The organism is Longimicrobium sp., from assembly GCF_036399255.1.
GTDB lineage: Bacteria > Gemmatimonadota > Gemmatimonadetes > Longimicrobiales > Longimicrobiaceae > Longimicrobium.
The window spans coordinates 94,793-113,088 of record NZ_DASWNM010000033.1; the positions used below are offsets into that span (position 1 = coordinate 94,793).

Genomic DNA, 18,296 nt, shown 5'->3' on the forward strand with positions numbered 1-18,296 from the left:
AGGGAGGCGCCGCTCCAGGCTCTGCTCGCATGATGGAGTCTGGCGCCGACCGAAGGATCTCGCCAGCAGAACGACGGGGCTGGTTTCGTGCCCAGATCTGGCCCCTGCGCCACCGGGACGAGGTCCTTCGGTCGCGCGCAATCTGTTGTGTGACTTCTGGTTACGCGTGGTGCGCTCCCTCAGGAAGTCACCGCTTCATTATGGATTTGAGGTTTAGCAACACCCTCTGAGGCAGAAAAGACAAGGCCTCACACAGAGTCAGCAGAGTTAACAGAGACTGACCTCTGTTGACTCTGCTGACGCTGTGTGAGGCCCATCCGTTTCAGGGGCGGGGACGATGGAGGATGAGGGTGTCCTCGCCCTTGTAGGTGCCGCTCGCTCGCTCGCGGAAGCCGCACTTTTCGGCGACGCGGAGGGAGGCGGCGTTCCCGGGGGCGATCAGGCACACGGTGCGCGGCGCGGCGAGGTGCGCATCGCCCCACGCCAGCACCGCGCGGACGGCCTCGGTGGCAAAGCCGCGGCCGTGCGCCCACGGGGCCAGCACCCACCCAGCCTCCGGCATCCCCTCCAGCGACGGGGTAACCTCGCGGTGGAAGTCGGCCAGGCCCACGTCGCCCACGAAGCGCCCGGACGCCCGCTCGCGCACGGCCCAGTAGCCGTATCCCACCAGCGCCCACAGCCCGGCATAGCGCAGCACCCGCGCCCACACCTCTTCTTTTGTGAACGGCCGCCCGCCGATGTGCCGCGTGACCTGCGCGTCGCCCCAGAGGGCGGCGCACTCTTCGAAGTCCGCCCGCGTGTGGCCGCGCAGGACGAGCCGCTCGGTTTCGAGAACGGGGGCGATGGTCGCGATGGCGTTTGACATGCGCGTATGCTACAGCGGCGCTCCGCCGCTCGCCACCTCGAGACGGCTCCGCGTGGGGACGTAGAAATCGCGCCGCCCGCTCCGACTACTCCCTGCAGGCGCCGGCCGACGCCGGCGCGGATGCGGTGGCCCATCTGAACGAGGAGACGGAGAAGATGCGCAAGGTGATCGTGAGCGAGTGGATGACGCTGGACGGCGTGGTGCAGGCCCCCATCAGCCCCGGCGAAGACGCGGACGGCGGCTTTCGGCACGGCGGATGGCACCTGCGCCACGCGGGCGACCCGGCCTTTCAGCGGCGGGTGGCGGAGACCGTCGCGGGGGCGAGCGCGTACCTGTTCGGGCGCCGCACGTACGAGAACTTCGCCGCGCACTGGCCCAACGCGTCGGCCGAGGAGCAGGTGCTCGCGCAGCCGCTGAACACGCGGCCCAAGTACGTGGCGTCCACCACGCTCGCCGAGCCGCTGGCGTGGCAGAACTCCACGCTGCTGCGCGGCGACGCCGCCGGGGCCGTCGCGGCCCTGAAAGCGGAAGAGGGCGGCGACCTGCTGGTGATCGGCAGCATGAAGCTGGCGCAGACGCTGCTGGAGCACGGCCTGGTGGACGAGCTGCGGCTGATCATCGACCCGGTGGTCGTGGGCGGCGGCAAGCGCCTGTTCCGCGACGACGGCGCCCTCCACACGCTGCGCCTGGCCGACAGCCAGGTAACGGCCACGGGCGCCATCATCGTCACCTACGTCCCGGCCGGCGAGGCGCAGGGGGCGTGAAGCACGGGCGGATGATCATCATCCCGACTTCTTGAGAGTGTGTCCGGGTTTCCGAGTTCCTGCCGCAAGCGCGTGATACCGAATCCAGGAACAACACCTTGATGGGTACAGAGGAACAGAGTCAGACAGGGGAACCAGGATTCAGCTCGCTCTCTGTCTGACTCTGTTCCTCTGTACGATCATTCTTTTCTTTATCAGGATCTGGCATGAGAGGATGAGACGGGAGCCCGCACGACAGGGTTCCTGCTCCTCCGCGTTCTTTCGTTCTTCTGGTTCAGAGGGAGTCCGGCGGCGGCAGGAGGGTGGCGTCCAGGTTCACGCCGCGGCGAATGCGCCGCACGGGCGTCTCGGCGTGGGGGATTCCCGCCATCTCCAGCTGCCCCAGGCCGCGCTCGAACGCGGTGAGCACGGTGCGGCCCCGGGCCAGCGCGGTGTAGAAGGCTCCCGCGAAGACGAGGGCCGGCCCGGCGCCGGCCGGGCTGTCCATCCCCACGGCGTAGTCCACCACCTCGCTGAGCGCCTCGACGGCGGGGAGCGGGTCGCGCCCATTCAGCACCACCACCCGCACGGAATTCCGGGCGACGCCGAACAGCTCGCGCAGCGCCTCCCTGCCCGGCGCCTGGGGCTGGCCGCGCTCGTCGTCCAGCGAGATGACGAACGGGCTTTCGCCGTACCCGGCAAAGTGCACGACCTGGGGCTGGTGCCGCAGAAGCGCGGAGCGAAGGTCGCGCGCCCGCGCGGCGAAGTCCGCGACGAGCGCCACCGCATTCCGCGCATCCGGGTGGATGGCGTGCCCGATGGCGCGCATCTCGTCCTCCAGCTCCCTCCGGGCCGACGTCCGGGAGGGATCCGCGTGGAGGAACAGCACCGTGATCCCGTTGCGCATCGAGCGGCTTCTTCTTTCCGTGTGGCCGACTGGCTCAGCGGTAGCGTACGGTGGAGTGCGGCTCGCGATCGTGCTCTACGCGGGGCGCAGTCTGCTCCCCATCCCGATACAGCTTGGCTGCGAGCGGCGAGCGATCCTCCTCCACGCGGAACGCGGGCTCCAGCGCAAAGCTGGGATCGGCGGCGCCCAGGATCAGGATCTGCGGCTCCTGGTCGGACTTTTCGTTCATCACCCGCTGACGCACATCGTGATACAGGCCGCAGTAGCTGCCATCGAAGCCGCCGTCGCTCCACACGGCGAGCAGGTGCCTGGTGAACAGCCCGTCCTGCGCCTTCTGGTCCTCGTGCGAGGCGGTGAGCATGAGCACGCTCGCCCGGATCTCGTACCGGTCACGCGGCGGCTGGGCGATGCAGGACGCGGTAGCGCTGGAGACGGCCGCATCCACCGGCTCGGGGCCGCGCCAGCTGGCACCCCCGTCGCGCATGCGCCGGCGTCCCGCGTCGGGCGGGGGCGCCCAGGCCGCGGCGCCATGGCTTGCCCAGGCATGCGGTTTTCCCCCCGTGCGCTCCATTCCGCCGCTGTGGCAGCTTTCCGAAACCACCACGATGCGCACGCCGGGCTGGAACAGCCGCCAGTAGCCGGCAAGCTGGTCGTCCAGCAGGCGGCCGTCGAACAGGCACCAGAACTCGTCTTCGTCGTTGCGCTCCTCCCCGGCCAGGTTCGGCGCGTGGTCGCCGTGGCCGGAGAACGTGACGAGCAGGGTGTCGCCGGCCTCCAGAATTCCCGCGGCGCCGGCCAGGGCGCCGTTCACCGCGTTTCGGGTGGCCGCCGGGCCGCGCAACACCTGGATGGAATGGTATCCGGCCTGGCCGGCGAGCCCCGCCATTCTCCAGGCGGTCGTCTCGCTCTGCCCGAGCTCTCGGCCGGGAGAGCGCTCACTGGGCTGGTTGACCCCGATGTGGATGGAGACGGCACGAGGCATGGACAGGCTCCAGGCTGTGGGGGAACGTTCGCCCCGGCGCGTGGCGCCGGGGCGGGGACGGAATCAGAGGCTCACGCCGCCGACCAGGCAGGCGAAGGCGGTAAGGCCCATGTCGGGCGGCAGCTCCGCGCAGCCGTTGGTGATGGGCGGGCAGTCGGCCAGCTTGCCCCAGTAGCGCGGGATCACCATGGGCACGGGCCCGCCGAACAGGCCGTAGAAGGCGGCAAAGTGCGGGGGGTGCTCGCCCAGCATCAGCCCGGGCTGGTGCGCGGCGGGGAGCGGGTCCGGCGGCAGGTTCTCGGCGGTTTCGTGGTACACGTCCAGGTCCAGCCGCCCGTTGGTGGGAAACAGCGTTCCCAGCGCCTTGGAAGCCCCACCCCCGTCCAGCGGCGTGGCCACCACCGAAAGCCGGTCTCCCTCCATCTCCGGAATCTCCCACTCCACCCGGTGGGCGATGGGCCGGAACTCGCCGGGCTTCCACTCCCAGCACACCCCCGGCGCCACGCGGGTGATCCCCCCGGCCGCCATGGTGACCCGCGAGGTGAGCTTCTTTCCGACGTCGGCGCCCAGGTGATCGGGGTCCACGGGGCGGCCGGTGATCTCCTTGAGGTCGGGGATGTGGCCGCACAGCTCCAGGGCGGCGGTGTCTCCGCCCCCGAACGTAAGCGCGTGGCCGGTCAGCTTGGCCAGCGCGGTCACCCCGAGTGCGGGCCCGCCCTGGACCAGCGATCCCGTGTCATACCCGAGGGCGGCGACGTGCCGGTGCGCCCCGCCGTGATGGTGCCCGAACATCCCGGGCAAGAGCACGTGCATGCGGCCGGTGGCGCCGCCGTTGGCGGCTTCGGGAACGAACAGGCACAGTCCCGAGAAGGTGATGCGGAGGGTGAACGCCATGATGGGCTCCCGTGGGTAATGAAATGTGGATGCTTGCCGTTTCCGGAGCACGCCCCTGCAGTGGCGGGCCCGGCGTGGTGCGACGTGCGGACCATCTGTCGGGCGCGGGGGCCGGTTTTCTCACCCGGTGCCGCCGCCCGCCCGCGATCTTGAACGGAGTCATGTTGTTACGCGCGCGCGAAGCGGATACTTTGAAGATGTTTCATCCGTTTTCGGTGTGACCCCTTTGTCCCGGCTTCCGGATGCCCGACCCGCAGAACTCCGAGATCCTGTTCCTGGAGCATCTCGGCTGGATTGACAGGGTCTCCGCGATGACCTGCAGCAAGTACGGCGTGTGGGGCGCCGAGGCCGAAGACTTCGCCTCGTTCATCCGCATGAAGCTGATGGAGGACGAGTATGCCATCATCCGGAAGTTCCGCGCGGAGAGCGGCCTGAAGACGTACCTGGCCACGGTGGTGGTGCGGCAGTTTCACGACTACTGGCGCGAGCGCCGGGGGCGGTGGCGCCGCTCGGCCGCGGCGGAGCGGCTGGGCCCGCCGGCGGGCGAGCTGGAGACGCTGGTGTACCGCGACGGCTACCGGCTGGACCAGGCGGGCGAAAAGCTGCGCACCAGCGGCCAAACCACCCTGTCCAACGGGGAGCTGGCTCGCCTGCTGGAAAAGCTTCCCCGGCGCGAGCCGCTGCGCCCCAGGGAGGTGTCGCCGGAGGTGATGGTGGACGCCGCCGACGCAACCCAGCGCGCCGACGACCGCGTGGCGGGCGCCGAGACCGCGGCCCTTCAGGACAGGGTGATGGGCGCGCTGCGCCGCGCGCTGGAGCACCTGGAGCCCGAGGATCAGATGATCGTGCGGATGCACTTTGGCGACGGGCGCACGCTGGCCGAGGTTGCCCGCACGCTGCACCTGGAGCAGAAGCCGCTGTACCGCAAGGTGGAGCGGCTGCGCCTGAAGCTGCGCGGGTACCTGGAGCAGGACGGGGTGCAGGGCGAAGACGTGCAGGGCGTGGTTGGCGAGCGGGAGGTTCCGTGACGCGCGCTTTGAGACTTTTTCCGTGCGCGTCCGTCCATTGCGAATGGGGTGCGACCACGGCAGGAAGGTCCCGGTGAAGGAGCCCAGAGAAGACGACGAGCGCATTTCCGCGCTCATCGAAGGCCAGGTGACCGGGCGCCAGCGCGATGAGATGCTGGCGCGCCTCGCCGCGTCCGACGACGACTACGAGGTGTTCACCGACACCGCCGCCGTGCTCCAGGCGCTGGAAGACCAAGACGCCCGTGCGGACCGGACCGGCGAGACGCCCGTCATTTCTCTTCCGGACGACAAACACGATCAGGAAAATCCTGTCCCGGACATGGCGATCGCCGCCCTCAGTGAGCAGGAAGGCGTCATCCCCTTGCGCCCGCCAGCGCGCGGCCCGCGGCTGCCGGTCCGGTGGCTGGCGTTGGCGGCCTCCGTCGTGGGCGTGGTGGTGATCTCGACGCTGGCGCTGCCGCGGCGCGGGTCGCCGGGGCACGAGCCGCGGCAGCTTGCTTTGGGGGTTGATTCGCTGCCGAAGGGATGGGTATCTCCCACGCAATCGGGCGGACGCGGTCCCGCGGGGAGCACGACGGACGATGCGCTGGCGGTGTACGCAGGCGCGATGCTGGTGGACATTTCCGTAGCGGCGCGCGCGGGCGACACGGCGCGGACGCGGGAGTTGGCAAAGGTGTTGAGCAGGCGCGCCGATCCCGGCGCGAGCGCCGCCGCTCCCCTGGAGCGCATCGCCGCCAACCCCGGCGCGCCCACGGACTCGCTGCTCGCGCTGGTGGACGAGGCGACGGACCGGCTGCTGGCCACCCAGTTGGAGCGCAGGCCGCTAGAACTGGGCGCGTGGATCGAGGCGGCACGCCTGGCCGCGCGCCGGCGCGACACGCGTGACGAGGCGTTCTTCCGGGACCCCGCGACGGACGGCATGCTGGGGCGCGCGGAGCGCGTGGCCGGCGACGACGCCGCTGCACGCGCGGCAGTGAAGAGCGTCCGTGAAGCCCTCCCCGCCGGCGGCCCTCCGCGGTGGGACTCGTTGGAACAGGACCTTACCCCGCTGCTGCGGGAGCTCACGAACTGACGCGCGGTCGACGAATCGCACGGCAACCGGCACGTAGCACAGGAGAGGACACGGAGCGGCCTGCACGCCTCCGCGTCCTCTCTCCTTTTTCCGCGTGGCAGGATGGTCAGCTGCCGGTGTAGCGGAACCCGGCCCATGCGGCGGGAGATGCCTCATCCGGATTCGTGGAACGGAGCATGTCCAGCTGCGCATTCCGCAATGCGCGGGCGGGCGCGAGTGAATCCAGATGGCGGTGGAACGACTCCATCAGCGGCTGCGTGAGCTTGTCGCTCACCTCCCACAGGCTCCCCACCACCCCACTGCCCCCCGCCGCCAGCAGCGCTCCCGAAAGCCCCGCGAACCCGCCCGACCGGCCCGTGTGCGACCGCAGCGTGCTGCAGGCGGAAAGCACCACCAGGGGCGAGCCCCGCAGCCGCATGGTGCTGACGGCGTCCGCCGTAAGCCGGCCGCTGTCGCCGTCGCCGGCCAGCAGCAGGTACGAGCGCTCCGGCCGCGCGTCGTCGAAAACGGCGTGTCCCGCGTAGTGGATCATGCTTGCCCTCTGCATCTGCGCCACGAACGCGTCACGGGTGGCGGCGGATTCCTGCAGCCGAACGACATTGCGGTAGCGGGAGGCGAGCGACGCGACCTCCTCGCTGGCCCACGGCAGCGGATCCAGCGTGGGGTACTGGCCGGTATCGAACCTGGGATCGCCTACCAGCAGCACCGGGCCGGTGCGGCGCGGCGCGGCGCGGGCGGCATCCTCCAGCGTGGCGGCAAACCGCAGCGGGTAGTCCTGGATCAGGTACCGATCCCCATCCATCAGCGCGGGAAACGGAACGCCCGCGACCTCGCCGTCCGCCATGATCACCAACTGCGTTTCCGGCGAACCCAGGTGTGGCCGGATGGGCCGGATCAGCCAATCGTACAGACGCCGCAGCGCCTGCGTGGGGGCGCGTGACAACTCCAGCGCCGCGTTCGCCCGCTCCACCGTCAGCTGGAACGTGTCGCGGTCCAGCGGTTGGACCCACAGGCGGATGGAGTCACCGATGGTCCAGCTGAGGAGCGTGTCGCCGATGAGCGCGTACTCCACCGCCACCTGTCCGGGGGGTGCGGCCAGCCGGCCCTCATCGGGCCGAAGCCTGCTTTCCCGGCGCGGCGCAAAGGACATGCGCCCCGCCTCCAGCGTGCGCAATGCATCGTGCAATTGGCCCCTGCGCAGATACAGCATCACGAGCCGGTCGAAGCTGCTCCTGGCCTGCTCCATCATGGCCCCGCGAAACACCAGGTTTCGCTGCTGCCGCGTCAGCCCCTGCGCGATCTGCGTGACCTCCTGTAGATCCTTGCTGGCGCTTACCGAGTTGCTGTCCTCGAGCATCTGCTCCGCGCGCCAAATCAGCGCGGGCACCCGCAACGGCACGTTGTCCGCAAAGGCCTCCACCGTCGAGTCCATCTGCTCAGCCGTAACCGGTTCACGGCGAGCCATCCGGATCATTGCCTCGGGCCAGTCCTTCCGCTCATGGTCATGTGGAATGCGGTCGAGCCATGCGGCGGCAGAAGCCAAATCGGTTTGGGCGCCGAGGGTGTCGCCCACGACAGACCGCACATCCGCACGTGCCTGGTATGCTTCCTGTACGTCAAACGGTCTGCGCGGACGCGGGGCGACAGCGAGATCCTCGTTGTGGATAGCCCATGCGGTGAGCATAAATCCGTCCCGCTCGGCGACCCTCCCCAACGCCACGAAGAACCTGTGTGGACGAGACGATCCACGATGCGTACGTAACATGTGGTGCATGGTACCATACGCGCTGAGCGTGTCGCCAAGTTCGTAAGACAGTTCCGCATACGTGGACAAGGCAGCCATCGCGTACTCGTCTTCACCTGCACGCTCCAGATATAGCACCGCCTCCCGCAATATCGCTCGTCCGTCATTGAAAGCACCGGGGCGTGCCAGTGCGGTTCCCAACATAGCCCGCGCACGACCCGCCAGAGCGGGGTAGCGGACGCTGTCTACGTGCGGCACTTCAGCCATAAGGCGCACTCGGGCTTCGTCCCTGCTATTGCGGTAGAGCAACGCGCCCGCGTTGAAGATCATGGCCCACTGCACCAGCACTGGTGATGGCGGGCGCGCCTCGACCACTCGTCTGAAGGCGTCCATTGCCCTGCGTCCGTCGGCATAGCGAACCAGATGGAACTGTCCCTCCGCGTACGCCTGATGCGCCCGCGCGAGCACCAGCGTGGCCGCGGCGTCCCGGCTCGCCTTGCGGATGGCGCCCACGGCATCGATCAGCGAAAGATCCCCTCCCGGCCGACGCTCCAGCCCCCGCCCAAGCCCTTCAGCCAAGTTCAACAGCGAGTCGGCACGGGCGCGGTGGCCTTTCTCCACGGCGGTGCCCCACTCGCCCAGGATGCGATCGAACCCATGCTCCCGCGCTTGCTGCGGATGCTGCCGCGCGAACGAATCCACCTCCGCGGGAGAGGCACCCAGAGAGGGGGGCGCGACCGGCGTCGGAACGATCAACTTCGCTTTCCGTTCGCGTGCCTCGCTCGCCCACCGCGATTTCGAATCGACAGCAAGGAATGCGTCCCACTCCAGCCCGGCCTGCACATCCAACCCAAACAGCTGCAGTCCCAAGGCGGCGTTGAAGCGGGCGGGCTCATTTCGCGATTCGAGCGACAACGCCTGGTACGCGAACTCGACGCCCGCGAGCAGGTCGCGCGAGTTCTGGGTGCGCTCCGCCCGCACCAGGTGTGCGGCGGACAGGTCCACCCGCAGGGGAACGGAGTTGGGGGAAAGCCGCAGCGCGGTGTTCAGGTGCTCGATGGCCGCGTCGAGGGACGCATCTTCCCGGTCCCACCAGATCAGGCCCGCGAGCGCCGAGCCGTGCAGCGAGTCGGGATGGGCGCTTTCGCCCGCCGCGATAAATTTGCGCGGCACCAGCCGCCCTTCGTCGGCCTCGCCGCACTCCTCGCGCGGCACGGTGTCCTGGCTGGTCGTGTGGGCGGTGCAGGTGTGGTAGCGGGTCGGGATGGACATGCGCGGCGCGAACTCGCGCTCCAGGGTGGCGCGCGCCAGCTGGCTCACCAGCCCGCGGCGGCTGCCGGCCCACGACAGGCCGGCCACTACCGCGCCCAGCAGCACCACCGCCGCCAGGATCGCGAGAACGATACTGCGCCTCGTCCGCCCACCGGGCGCACCATGCTGGATGGAAGTCAATGTGAACGGCGGCGAGGGGATACGCGAGACGAGGTGGGAAGCAACGGGCGGGGCGCGGAGACGGGCAGATCATGCCCACGCCGTAAACCGCAGCGTGCCGGCTGCGCCAGTATCTGGTTGTCCAGAAGTGTGGGCTACCGAGGGCGTAAACACAAGTACAGCGGGCTATACGGGGCACACTGTGCCTCATTTTAACGCAGGATGGCGCAACGCGTACGGGCTTGCCACGGTAAGGAGGCGGACCCTGCGCCGTCTGCGGAACGCAGCCGCCCTCACCGGTCCCCGCCTTGCGCGTTCGGCGAAATCTCGCCCGATTGGCGATGCGCGTTCCGGCAATCCGCCGCCGCACCCGGCCTCCCATCCGCCCCTATGCGACTGCCCACCTTCCGGACCCCTGAGGAAGCGATCCTGGACTGGTTTCCGGGCATCCCCTGCCGCGTCCTGGCCTCGGCGCGAGAGGGAGACGACGCGTACGTGCTGGTGGATACCACGCCGGACGGCAGACCCGGCCTGTACGGCGCCACCGCGGCCCGCCAGGACGGCGGCTGGGTAGAAGGCACCGGCGGCACCGCGCCCGGCTGGACGCGCACCGACGCGGAGCACGGCCTGGGCACCGCCACCGTCTGGGGCAAGACTCCTGAAGGCGCGGTCCGCGTGCGGGCTGTCCTGGGCGATGACGTGCGCGAAGTCCCGGTGGCCAACGGCGTGTACCTGATGGCGTGGTGGCGCGTGCCCGCGCCCGGCGCCGTCCGCCCGCGCGTGGACGCGTTCCGTATCGACAACCGCTGGGTTCCCGCGCGCGCGGCGCCATGAAGCCGTTCACCATCGACATGGGCCCGACGGCGCTGCGGGCGTTGTGGCAAACGGGCCAGCTCAATCCCGAGGACCTGCCGGAGGTCGCGGCGGAGCTTCTGATCAGTGGGGCCGACTCGCAGGCGCTCCGGGAACTGGCGGGGCTCGCCCGGCCCACGCGCGACGATGCCGAGCCGGTGCTGGCAAGGGTGCTCCGCGATCTTGGCGCCCCCGCCCTGGAGCCGGACGTGGCATGCCGCGTTGCCGCCCGTGCGACCGCGGCCCGCGCCCTCTCGGGAGCGATCTCGCCGCACGATGCCGCCGTCGCCCTGTCCGCGTTGTGCGCGGCCTGCGCCTGGCCGCCGGATCTCGGCTGGTTCGTGGCGGCCCTCGACGAGTGGGTCGATGTTCCGCACGAGCGCCCGCACATCGCCGTCCAGATCCTGGAAGAGTGCCGGGGTCTCCTCGCGGCGCCCGCCGATGCAACCGCCCGGGGACCGGCGGCGCCCGCGAGCCCGGTCGATCCCGGTTGATGTAGAGAACCCGCCGGCGGCTCCGACTACTCCATGCAAGCGCCGATCGCGGCTGCTCTGCGCAACGCCGACCGCCAACCCGCACAGGAGAACGAGCCATGAAGTTCATGATGATGATGCACGCGCCGCGCGGCACGGGAGACTACAAGGTCAACGAGTGGTCCCCGCAAGACTTCCAGGCCCACATCGGGTTCATGCACCAGTTCAACAAGGAGCTGATGACCGCGGGCGAGTGGGTGGACGCGCAGGGGCTGGCCGCGCCGGGCGAGGCCAGGCTGGTGCGCGCCGGCAAGGACGGCGCGCCGGTGACGGACGGGCCCTTTGCCGAGGCCAAGGAGTTCCTGGCCGGCTTCTGGATCGTGGAGGTAGACTCGCCGGAGCGCGCGTACCAGCTGGCGGCCAAGGCGTCCGCCGCGCCCGGCCCCGGCGGCGTGCCGCTGAACATGCCCATCGAGGTGCGCCAGGTGATGAGCGGGCCGCCCAAGGACTCGTAAGCCGCCCCGGAGCCGTGAACCCCTGATGCCATTGCCGGGACCCGTGACGGCGCAGTCCACCGAATCCGCCGTCGGGCACCTGCTGCGCGAGCTTGCTCCGCAGGTGCTGGGCGCGGTGGCGCGCAGGCACGGCGACTTCGACGCGGCCGAGGACGCGGTGCAGGAGGCGCTGGTCGCGGCGGCCCTGCAGTGGCCCGCGCAGGGAATCCCCACGAACCCGCGCGGCTGGCTGTACCACGTGGCGCTGCGGCGCATGACCGACCACCTGCGCAGCGAGATGGCCCGCCGCCGCCGCGAGGACGCGGTGGCCACGCAGGTGTGGGCCGACTGGGCGTTCGTGCCGCCGCCGGACGTGGAGGTCGGCGTTCAGGGCGACGATACGCTGATGCTGCTGTTCATGTGCTGCCATCCGGCGCTCACGCCGCCCTCCGCCATCGCGCTTACGCTGCGCGCCGTGGGCGGCCTGACCACGGCCGAGATCGCCAGCGCCTTCCTGGTTCCCGAGGCCACCATGGCGCAGCGGATCAGCCGCGCCAAGGCCAGCATCAAGTCATCGAAGATCCCTTTCCGCATGCCAGACGGGGTGGAGCGCGCGGCGCGGCTGGGGGCCGTGCTGCACGTGCTCTACCTGGTCTTCAACGAGGGATACGCCAGCAGCAGCGGCCCGCGGCTGCAGCGCACCGACCTCAGCAACGAGGCCATCCGCCTGGCGCGCACCCTTCACGACCTGCTTCCGGAGGATGGCGAGGTGGCGGGGCTGCTGGCGCTGATGCTGCTGACCGACGCGCGCCGCGCCGCCCGCACCGGCCCGCACGACGAGCTGATTCCGCTGGACGAGCAGGACCGCGCGCTGTGGGATCCGCGGCTGATCGCCGAGGGCGTGGCGCTGGTTTCGGAGGCGTTCTCGCGGGGCGCGGTGGGCGCGTACCAGCTGCAGGCCGCCGTCGCCGCCCTGCACGACGAGGCCCCGCGCGCCGAAGACACCGACTGGCCGCAGATCCTGGCCCTGTACGGCGTGCTGGAGCGGATGTCGGACAACCCCATGGTGTCGCTGAACCGCGCCATCGCCGCCGCGATGGTGCAGGGACCGGAGGCGGGACTGGAGCTGCTGAAGCCGCTGGACGCGCGGCTGCCGGGTCACTACCGCCTGGACGCCGTCCGCGGGCACCTGCACGAGCGCCTGGGCGACGCCGAGCGCGCCATCGCCCACTACCGCGCCGCCGCCCAGCGCACCGCCAGCATCCCCGAGCGCGACTACCTGACCCTCAAGGCCGCGCGCCTCGCCGCCGGGCGCCGTTGATGATATGAGAGGGCGCTTCGCCGATGATGTGTTCCAGGTCACCGGACGAAGGATGCGCCATCCCGTGGACCCATTCGCATGGAACCGGCGAGCATGCAAACGCTGATCTGCGTTGTCGAGGACGTTGTTCAGATCGCCGTACGGGGGTGCGTCATCCTCCCAGGCCTGCCGCGCGGTTCCGATTTCCGCGTACGGGTTGGAGACGGTCTCCTGTTGAAGCGGCCCGACGGATCCCAGGTCGCGACGACGGTTCGCGGGATCGAGATCGGAGGCCGCGGCCCCGGAAGCGCGGTCCTTGTCGGCGCCGAGCTGCGGAAGACGGACATTCCCATCGGCACGGAGGTCTGGCTGATCTGACCATCCGGTGGAGTGGACCGTGGGACCGGCGCTCCGACCGTCCAGCCCGCCGCCTCCACCCCGGCCCCGGCAGGATGGACGAGGGCGAGGCTACGGCGCGAGCGACTGCAGCCAGCCGATCACCGCGTCCTGCAGCGCGATGCGGCGGTCGGACCAGCCGTGGTCCGTATCGGCGTGCACCACCGTCACCTGCTGATTGCCGCGCGCGCGCACCAGGCGCACCAGGCTCTCCGAATGGGGCGCCAGGCCGTCGTTGGAGGTCAGCACCAGCAGCGGGGTGGCCGCCAGCCCCGGCGCCGCGGCGTCGAAGCGCCACCCCGCCGCGTTGGCCACCAGCTCGTCCGCCATCTGCTCCGGCGTCACGCCCGCCAGCGACTCCATGTTGCCGGCGGCCAGCGCGACCGCCCGCTCGCGGGGACCGCTCCCCGCCAGCCCCATGTCGGCGGCGGAGATCAGGATGGCGCCGCGCAGGCCGGGGTCGCGCGCCGCGGTGTGCGCCGTCACCCATCCACCCATGCTGTGGCCCCCCAGCACCAGCCGCGCCGTGTCGATGCCCAGCGCCCGCGCGTTGGCGGTGTCGCGCAAGAACGCCAGCACCGCCGCCGCGTCTTCCAGGTTCTGCCCGAAGCGGAACGCGCCGGGGCTTCCCCACGAGCCGCGGTAGTTGAAGGTGACGGCGTTCCACCCCGCGCGCCGCACCGCCTGGGCCAGGTCCAGGTTCTTTTCGTTCCCCGGCAGCCCGTGCGCCAGCACCAGCGTGGGATGCGCCCCCGCGCCCGCCGCCAGGTACGCCACCCCGTTGATCCGCACCGCCCCGGACGGAATGTGCAGCACCTGCATCCGCGCCGGGTGCGCCGTGTCGCGCGGCGGATCGGTGTAGATGGCGGGCGAGACCTGCTGCGCCGGCAGGCGGGCGGCGCAGAGCACGAGCGCGGCGGCGAGGGTCAGGATGCGCATGCGCGGGGCGGATCGGGAGAAGGATGGAAGACGCGCGGGACGCCCGGGATGGGGGTCGCCGCTGAAATCCATCTTACGGCTGCGGCGGGCGGGGCGGAAGCATCGTTGTGCATCCGCGCGCGGGAGGGTGCGGCGGCACCAGGCTCCGGCATTCCGCCGCATTGGGCGCGGGAGGGCGCCCGATCACGTGACCTCTCCTGCTGGTGTGCGGCCGCTTGCTGCTGGGCAGGTGCAGAAGCATCTGAAAGCAGCGGCTGGAGCGAAAGGCTACATCCGTCGCGCAACGTCAATCTTCGATACGCGTATCGCGCGAATCTTGCTTAAATGGCCAAGCGGAATGATAATCCCGTCACGGGCTCGCTAGTGTAGACGATGCCTGGAAGCCAGGCGACTCACCTTCTTACTGCTGACCGGTGAAGGGATACGTAGCAACACCCGCGTGGGTCGTTGACCTTATGGTCGCGAAACTGTTCGCCGATGGACCGCCTGCTCCAGAAGCGCGGATCCTCGACCCGGGCAGTGGTCGCGGCGCGTTCATCGATGGAATCACCCGCTGGTGTGTCGCCCGGGGGCTTAGCCTTCCACGGATCACCGCGGTGGAATCTGATCCGCGACACGCTGCATACCTTCGCACGCGATACGCCGCAGTTCCCGCGATCGAAATCCAGGAGCGTGATTTCCTCACATCGATGGTGGGCCAGTACGACTACATCATCGGGAACCCACCGTATGTCGGGCTTGCGGGGTTGAGTGAAGCCGAACGAAGCCAATACCGGACCGCCTTTCATACGGCGCAGGGGCGATTTGACCTTTCTTCACTCTTCTTCGAACAATCTCTTCGCGTTCTAGGCCCGTTGGGCCGGATGGTGTTCATTACGCCCGAGAAGTTCCTTTACGTCCAGAGTGCGGCACCACTGCGGTCGCTACTCTCCGAAATGCGCGTTGAAGAATTGCACTTTCTTAGCGAATCCACGTTTGAAAAACTCGTTACCTATCCGATAATTACAACACTGTCCCGGATGGAGGGCAGGCAGACGACTCGAGTGATCACGCGCCAGGGAGAGACGACTCTGGCGACCTTGCGCGGGTCAAGGTCATGGCTGCCTTCTGTTCAGGGGTTTGCGACTCAAGGTTCCAGCCACACGTTGTCGGATGTCGCCATGCGAATCAGCTGCGGTGTCGCGACCGGCGCGGACGGCGTCTTCGTGGTACCCGCTGCGGATCTTGATTCGCACCTACGCTGTTTTGCATACCCAACCATCGCGGGCCGCGATCTCTCCGGAGGGGAAATCTCGCTACGAAAGAACGTTATGCTGCTCCCCTATACGCGCGAGGGAGACCTCATTCCAGAATCCGATCTGGAGGCGCTGGGGCAGTATCTCGGATGCCCTTGGCGCCGTAAGAAGCTTCTTTCACGGACCTGCGTACGAAAGAAGCCATGGTATGCATTTCACGAAACTCCGCCTCTTGCTGATCTCCTTCGTCCCAAGCTGCTTTGCAAGGACATCTGTGCCGAGCCGTTCTTCGTTGCCGATCGGAGTGGCGCGGTAATACCACGGCACTCCGTGTATTACATTGTCCCACAGGAGCCAGCCCAGATCAATGCTCTCGCCGACTACTTGAACTCACCCGCCGCCGCCACCTGGCTTCGCGCGCATTGCCAGCGTGCAGCGAACGGCTTTCTCCGCCTGCAAAGCCATACGCTCAAGCAGCTCCCCCTGCCAGCAGATCTGGCAATCGAATTGGGCGCCTCCCCTTTGACGACTACCAGATGGGCGGCGTGACTACACCCTTCGACACCGCTATCGCCGAGATCGCCGGGGCCGGGTACCACAACCACCGCCTGGAGACCCACTCGGATACCGTCAGCACGGGTCTCATCAATGACCTGCTCACGTATTGCGCACCACTTCGCCAGGACATAGACGGTGGTGTGGTCCGGGTCTGGAACAACGTATCCGCCCCCGGCGACAGACTCCGAAAGGTAGATCTATTCATCGGCGAACCAGATCCTGACGGAAACCCTGACATTCACAAGCTCAGGATCGCTGTCGAAAACAAATCCGTCATCACCGCTCACCGTAATCGCACCAACCGATTCGATGATTTGAAGAAGGTACTCGGCGCGGTCCACGCTGCGCGCCCGGAAGCACTGTTGATTGCGACCGTACTCGTCGGACTCGCGGAAAAGGTGCTCAACGTGCCTGATCAGGTGCGCAAGTTCTATCGGGACCGCGAACGCGAGTTCCGAACATCTGTGCTGCCCCGGTTATCCTCCGGCGATGCGAAACTGTGGGAGGACTTTGGCTGGGCCGTAAGCAGGAACACCTCGAACGACCCAATTCGGACGATTCAGCTGCTACGGTCCCTTCCTACCCGACCGCCAGGACTCACGCACATCGAAGGATACGATTTTGTTCTGCTGGTACCTGTATCGATAGACAATGTGAACCCACCCATGCTGCCGAGGCCGAATTCGGTTGGGATCGACGTAGACGCGGAATATGACCGTCTGCTAAAGCAGATGTGTTCAGCGTATACTGCGCGCTGGCATATGTAGGCTCGACAAGCCCGCGACTATTGTTGTCGCACGGGCGGCGGCCCCGCCAATGTACCCTCATCAAACCTGATTCCATGAAGCAGCCACGATTTCTCCGCGGCGTGCTGGTCCTGCTCGCGGTCTTCTTCACCGTCGCCACGGGCGGCGCGCAGCAGCTTCCGGGGCGCTGGTCCGCCGAGCGGGCGCAGGCGTGGGAGCGCGAGACGGGGTGGCTGGTGGGGGCCAACTACGCGCCCGCCTCCGCCATCAACCAGCTGGAGATGTGGCAGGCGGAAACGTGGGATCCGCGGCGCATCGACCAGGAGCTGGGGTGGGCGCGGGGGCTGGGGATGAACACCATGCGCGTGTTCCTGCACGACCTGGCCTGGCGCCAGGACCCGCAGGGCTTTTTGAACCGCGTGGACGAGTTCCTGGCCATCGCCGACCGGCACGGCATCCGCCCCATGCTGGTGCTGTTCGACGCCGTGTGGGACCCGTTTCCGCGCGCGGGGCGGCAGCGGCAGCCGGTGCCGGGGCTGCACAACTCCGGCTGGGTGCAGTCGCCGGGGGCGGAGATCCTGCGCGACAGCACGCGCCACGGCGAGATGGAGGCGTACGTGAAGGGCGTGGTGGGGCGCTTCGCCAATGACCGGCGGGTGATCGCGTGGGACCTGTTCAACGAGCCGGACAACGTGAACGGCGGCTCGTACGGCGCGTTCGAGCCGGCGAACAAGGGGCAGATGGCGCACGCGCTGCTGCGGCGGACGTTCGGCTGGGCGCGGGAGATGAACCCCAGCCAGCCGCTGACGGCCGCGCCGTGGAAGGGCGACTGGCTGGACCCCAGCCAGACCGCGCCCATCACTACCTTCATGCTCGAAAACTCCGACGTCATCAGCTTTCACAGCTACGACCCGCTGCAGAACATGCAACGGCTGGTGTCGTCGCTGCAGCGCTACGGGCGCCCCGTCATCTGCACGGAGTACATGGCGCGGCCGCGGGGCAGCACCTTCGAAAGCATTCTGCCGTACTTCAAGGAGCAGCGGGTGGACGCGTACAACTGGGGCTTCGTCTCGGGAAAGTCGCAGACCATCTACCCGTGGGATTCGTGGGAGAACGAGTACTCCGCCGAGCCGCCCGTCTGGTTCCACGACATCTTCCGCACCGACGGCACCCCGTACCGGCAGGCGGAGGTGGAGCTGATCCGCGCGCTGACGGCCGGGCGCTAAGCCCGTGGCGGCGTAGCCGTGGGATGTATAGCCGTCCCGCCACAGTCTGTCATTCCGAGGCCCGGCCACGCCGCAGTCGAGGAATGCCCCCGGTGGTCGCAGGGCCGAGGAATCTACTCTCGGCCGCCTGGAGGCCGGACGCGGCAGCCCGCACCACAGCCGCAGACGGCACTGCAGCCAGACAAAGCCCGTAAAGGCCGGCGCCCGCGCGCGTCCGCCACACGCCCTGTCCGGCGCCATCGTGGCCGCAGTTCCTGCGCGGGCTGCCGCATCTGGCCACGACCGATCCGACCGCAGATCCTTCGGCCCTGCAACCCGTGGTGCGAGAGGACGGTGCGGAGCGGCCGGGCCTCAGGATGACACCGTGGTTTGTTGATTGAACGCGCCACAGCCTGTCATTCCGAGGCCCGG

17 protein-coding genes are annotated in these 18,296 nt (G+C 68.8%); 11 read left to right on the top strand and 6 right to left on the bottom strand.

The features are described 5' to 3' along the window. Nucleotides 1-322: 322 nt before the first annotated feature. Complete coding sequence (locus tag VGC13_RS05770) at nucleotides 323-865, bottom strand: GNAT family N-acetyltransferase (protein ID WP_331124267.1); 543 nt, start codon at nucleotides 863-865, stop codon at nucleotides 323-325. Between the two features lie 155 nt (nucleotides 866-1,020). On the opposite strand from VGC13_RS05770, the gene VGC13_RS05775 reads away from it, so the two are divergent. Continuing rightward, nucleotides 1,021-1,629, top strand: coding sequence for a dihydrofolate reductase family protein (locus VGC13_RS05775; RefSeq protein WP_331124268.1), 609 nt, complete (start codon nucleotides 1,021-1,023; stop codon nucleotides 1,627-1,629). A 274-nt stretch (nucleotides 1,630-1,903) separates the two neighbouring features. Here the strand turns inward: VGC13_RS05775 and VGC13_RS05780 are convergent, their stop codons facing one another. From VGC13_RS05780 to VGC13_RS05790, 3 genes are all read right to left on the bottom strand, one after another. Continuing rightward, complete coding sequence (locus tag VGC13_RS05780) at nucleotides 1,904-2,515, bottom strand: hypothetical protein (RefSeq protein ID WP_331124269.1); 612 nt, start codon at nucleotides 2,513-2,515, stop codon at nucleotides 1,904-1,906. Nucleotides 2,516-2,549: 34 nt separating this feature from the next. Beyond that, nucleotides 2,550-3,497, bottom strand: coding sequence for a caspase family protein (locus tag VGC13_RS05785; RefSeq protein WP_331124270.1), 948 nt, complete (start codon nucleotides 3,495-3,497; stop codon nucleotides 2,550-2,552). A gap of 63 nt (nucleotides 3,498-3,560) precedes the next feature. Beyond that, the gene (locus tag VGC13_RS05790) at nucleotides 3,561-4,391 is read right to left on the bottom strand and encodes a hypothetical protein (RefSeq protein WP_331124271.1); all 831 of its coding nucleotides are present in this window, start codon (nucleotides 4,389-4,391) and stop codon (nucleotides 3,561-3,563) included. A 242-nt stretch (nucleotides 4,392-4,633) separates the two neighbouring features. On the opposite strand from VGC13_RS05790, the gene VGC13_RS05795 reads away from it, so the two are divergent. Continuing rightward, nucleotides 4,634-5,419, top strand: a complete 786-nt coding sequence (locus VGC13_RS05795) for a sigma-70 family RNA polymerase sigma factor (protein ID WP_331124272.1) — start codon at nucleotides 4,634-4,636, stop codon at nucleotides 5,417-5,419. Nucleotides 5,420-5,492: 73 nt separating this feature from the next. Continuing rightward, entirely contained in the window at nucleotides 5,493-6,491 is a 999-nt protein-coding gene (locus tag VGC13_RS05800; protein ID WP_331124273.1) for a hypothetical protein, read from the top strand. Nucleotides 6,492-6,597: 106 nt separating this feature from the next. Here the strand turns inward: VGC13_RS05800 and VGC13_RS05805 are convergent, their stop codons facing one another. Beyond that, complete coding sequence (locus VGC13_RS05805) at nucleotides 6,598-9,687, bottom strand: CHAT domain-containing protein (protein WP_331124274.1); 3,090 nt, start codon at nucleotides 9,685-9,687, stop codon at nucleotides 6,598-6,600. A gap of 369 nt (nucleotides 9,688-10,056) precedes the next feature. Between VGC13_RS05805 and VGC13_RS05810 the strand changes: the two genes are divergently transcribed. From VGC13_RS05810 to VGC13_RS05830, 5 genes are all read left to right on the top strand, one after another. Further along, a complete protein-coding gene (locus tag VGC13_RS05810; RefSeq protein ID WP_331124275.1) occupies nucleotides 10,057-10,500 on the top strand; it encodes a hypothetical protein in 444 nt (147 codons plus the stop codon). Beyond that, nucleotides 10,497-11,012: a hypothetical protein gene (locus VGC13_RS05815; RefSeq protein ID WP_331124276.1), complete on the top strand. Its 516-nt coding sequence runs from the start codon at nucleotides 10,497-10,499 to the stop codon at nucleotides 11,010-11,012. The genes VGC13_RS05810 and VGC13_RS05815 overlap by 4 nt, the downstream gene beginning before the upstream one ends. Nucleotides 11,013-11,110: 98 nt before the next feature. Beyond that, complete coding sequence (locus VGC13_RS05820; RefSeq protein WP_331124277.1) at nucleotides 11,111-11,506, top strand: YciI family protein; 396 nt, start codon at nucleotides 11,111-11,113, stop codon at nucleotides 11,504-11,506. A gap of 25 nt (nucleotides 11,507-11,531) precedes the next feature. Next, nucleotides 11,532-12,806 (top strand): RNA polymerase sigma factor, encoded by a 1,275-nt coding sequence (locus VGC13_RS05825; RefSeq protein WP_331124278.1) that lies wholly within the window; start codon nucleotides 11,532-11,534, stop codon nucleotides 12,804-12,806. Nucleotides 12,807-12,899: 93 nt separating this feature from the next. Further along, the gene (locus VGC13_RS05830; RefSeq protein ID WP_331124279.1) at nucleotides 12,900-13,163 is read left to right on the top strand and encodes a hypothetical protein; all 264 of its coding nucleotides are present in this window, start codon (nucleotides 12,900-12,902) and stop codon (nucleotides 13,161-13,163) included. A 90-nt stretch (nucleotides 13,164-13,253) separates the two neighbouring features. Here the strand turns inward: VGC13_RS05830 and VGC13_RS05835 are convergent, their stop codons facing one another. Further along, the gene (locus VGC13_RS05835; protein ID WP_331124280.1) at nucleotides 13,254-14,120 is read right to left on the bottom strand and encodes an alpha/beta hydrolase; all 867 of its coding nucleotides are present in this window, start codon (nucleotides 14,118-14,120) and stop codon (nucleotides 13,254-13,256) included. A 413-nt stretch (nucleotides 14,121-14,533) separates the two neighbouring features. On the opposite strand from VGC13_RS05835, the gene VGC13_RS05840 reads away from it, so the two are divergent. The 3 genes from VGC13_RS05840 to VGC13_RS05850 all read left to right on the top strand — a co-directional run bounded on the left by VGC13_RS05840 (nucleotide 14,534) and on the right by VGC13_RS05850 (nucleotide 17,885). After that, nucleotides 14,534-15,904, top strand: a complete 1,371-nt coding sequence (locus VGC13_RS05840; RefSeq protein WP_331124281.1) for an Eco57I restriction-modification methylase domain-containing protein — start codon at nucleotides 14,534-14,536, stop codon at nucleotides 15,902-15,904. Then, nucleotides 15,901-16,680 (top strand): hypothetical protein, encoded by a 780-nt coding sequence (locus VGC13_RS05845; RefSeq protein ID WP_331124282.1) that lies wholly within the window; start codon nucleotides 15,901-15,903, stop codon nucleotides 16,678-16,680. Before VGC13_RS05840 ends, VGC13_RS05845 begins: the two co-directional genes overlap by 4 nt. A gap of 74 nt (nucleotides 16,681-16,754) precedes the next feature. Beyond that, entirely contained in the window at nucleotides 16,755-17,885 is a 1,131-nt protein-coding gene (locus tag VGC13_RS05850) for a cellulase family glycosylhydrolase (RefSeq protein ID WP_331124283.1), read from the top strand. Nucleotides 17,886-18,296 lie beyond the last annotated feature (411 nt).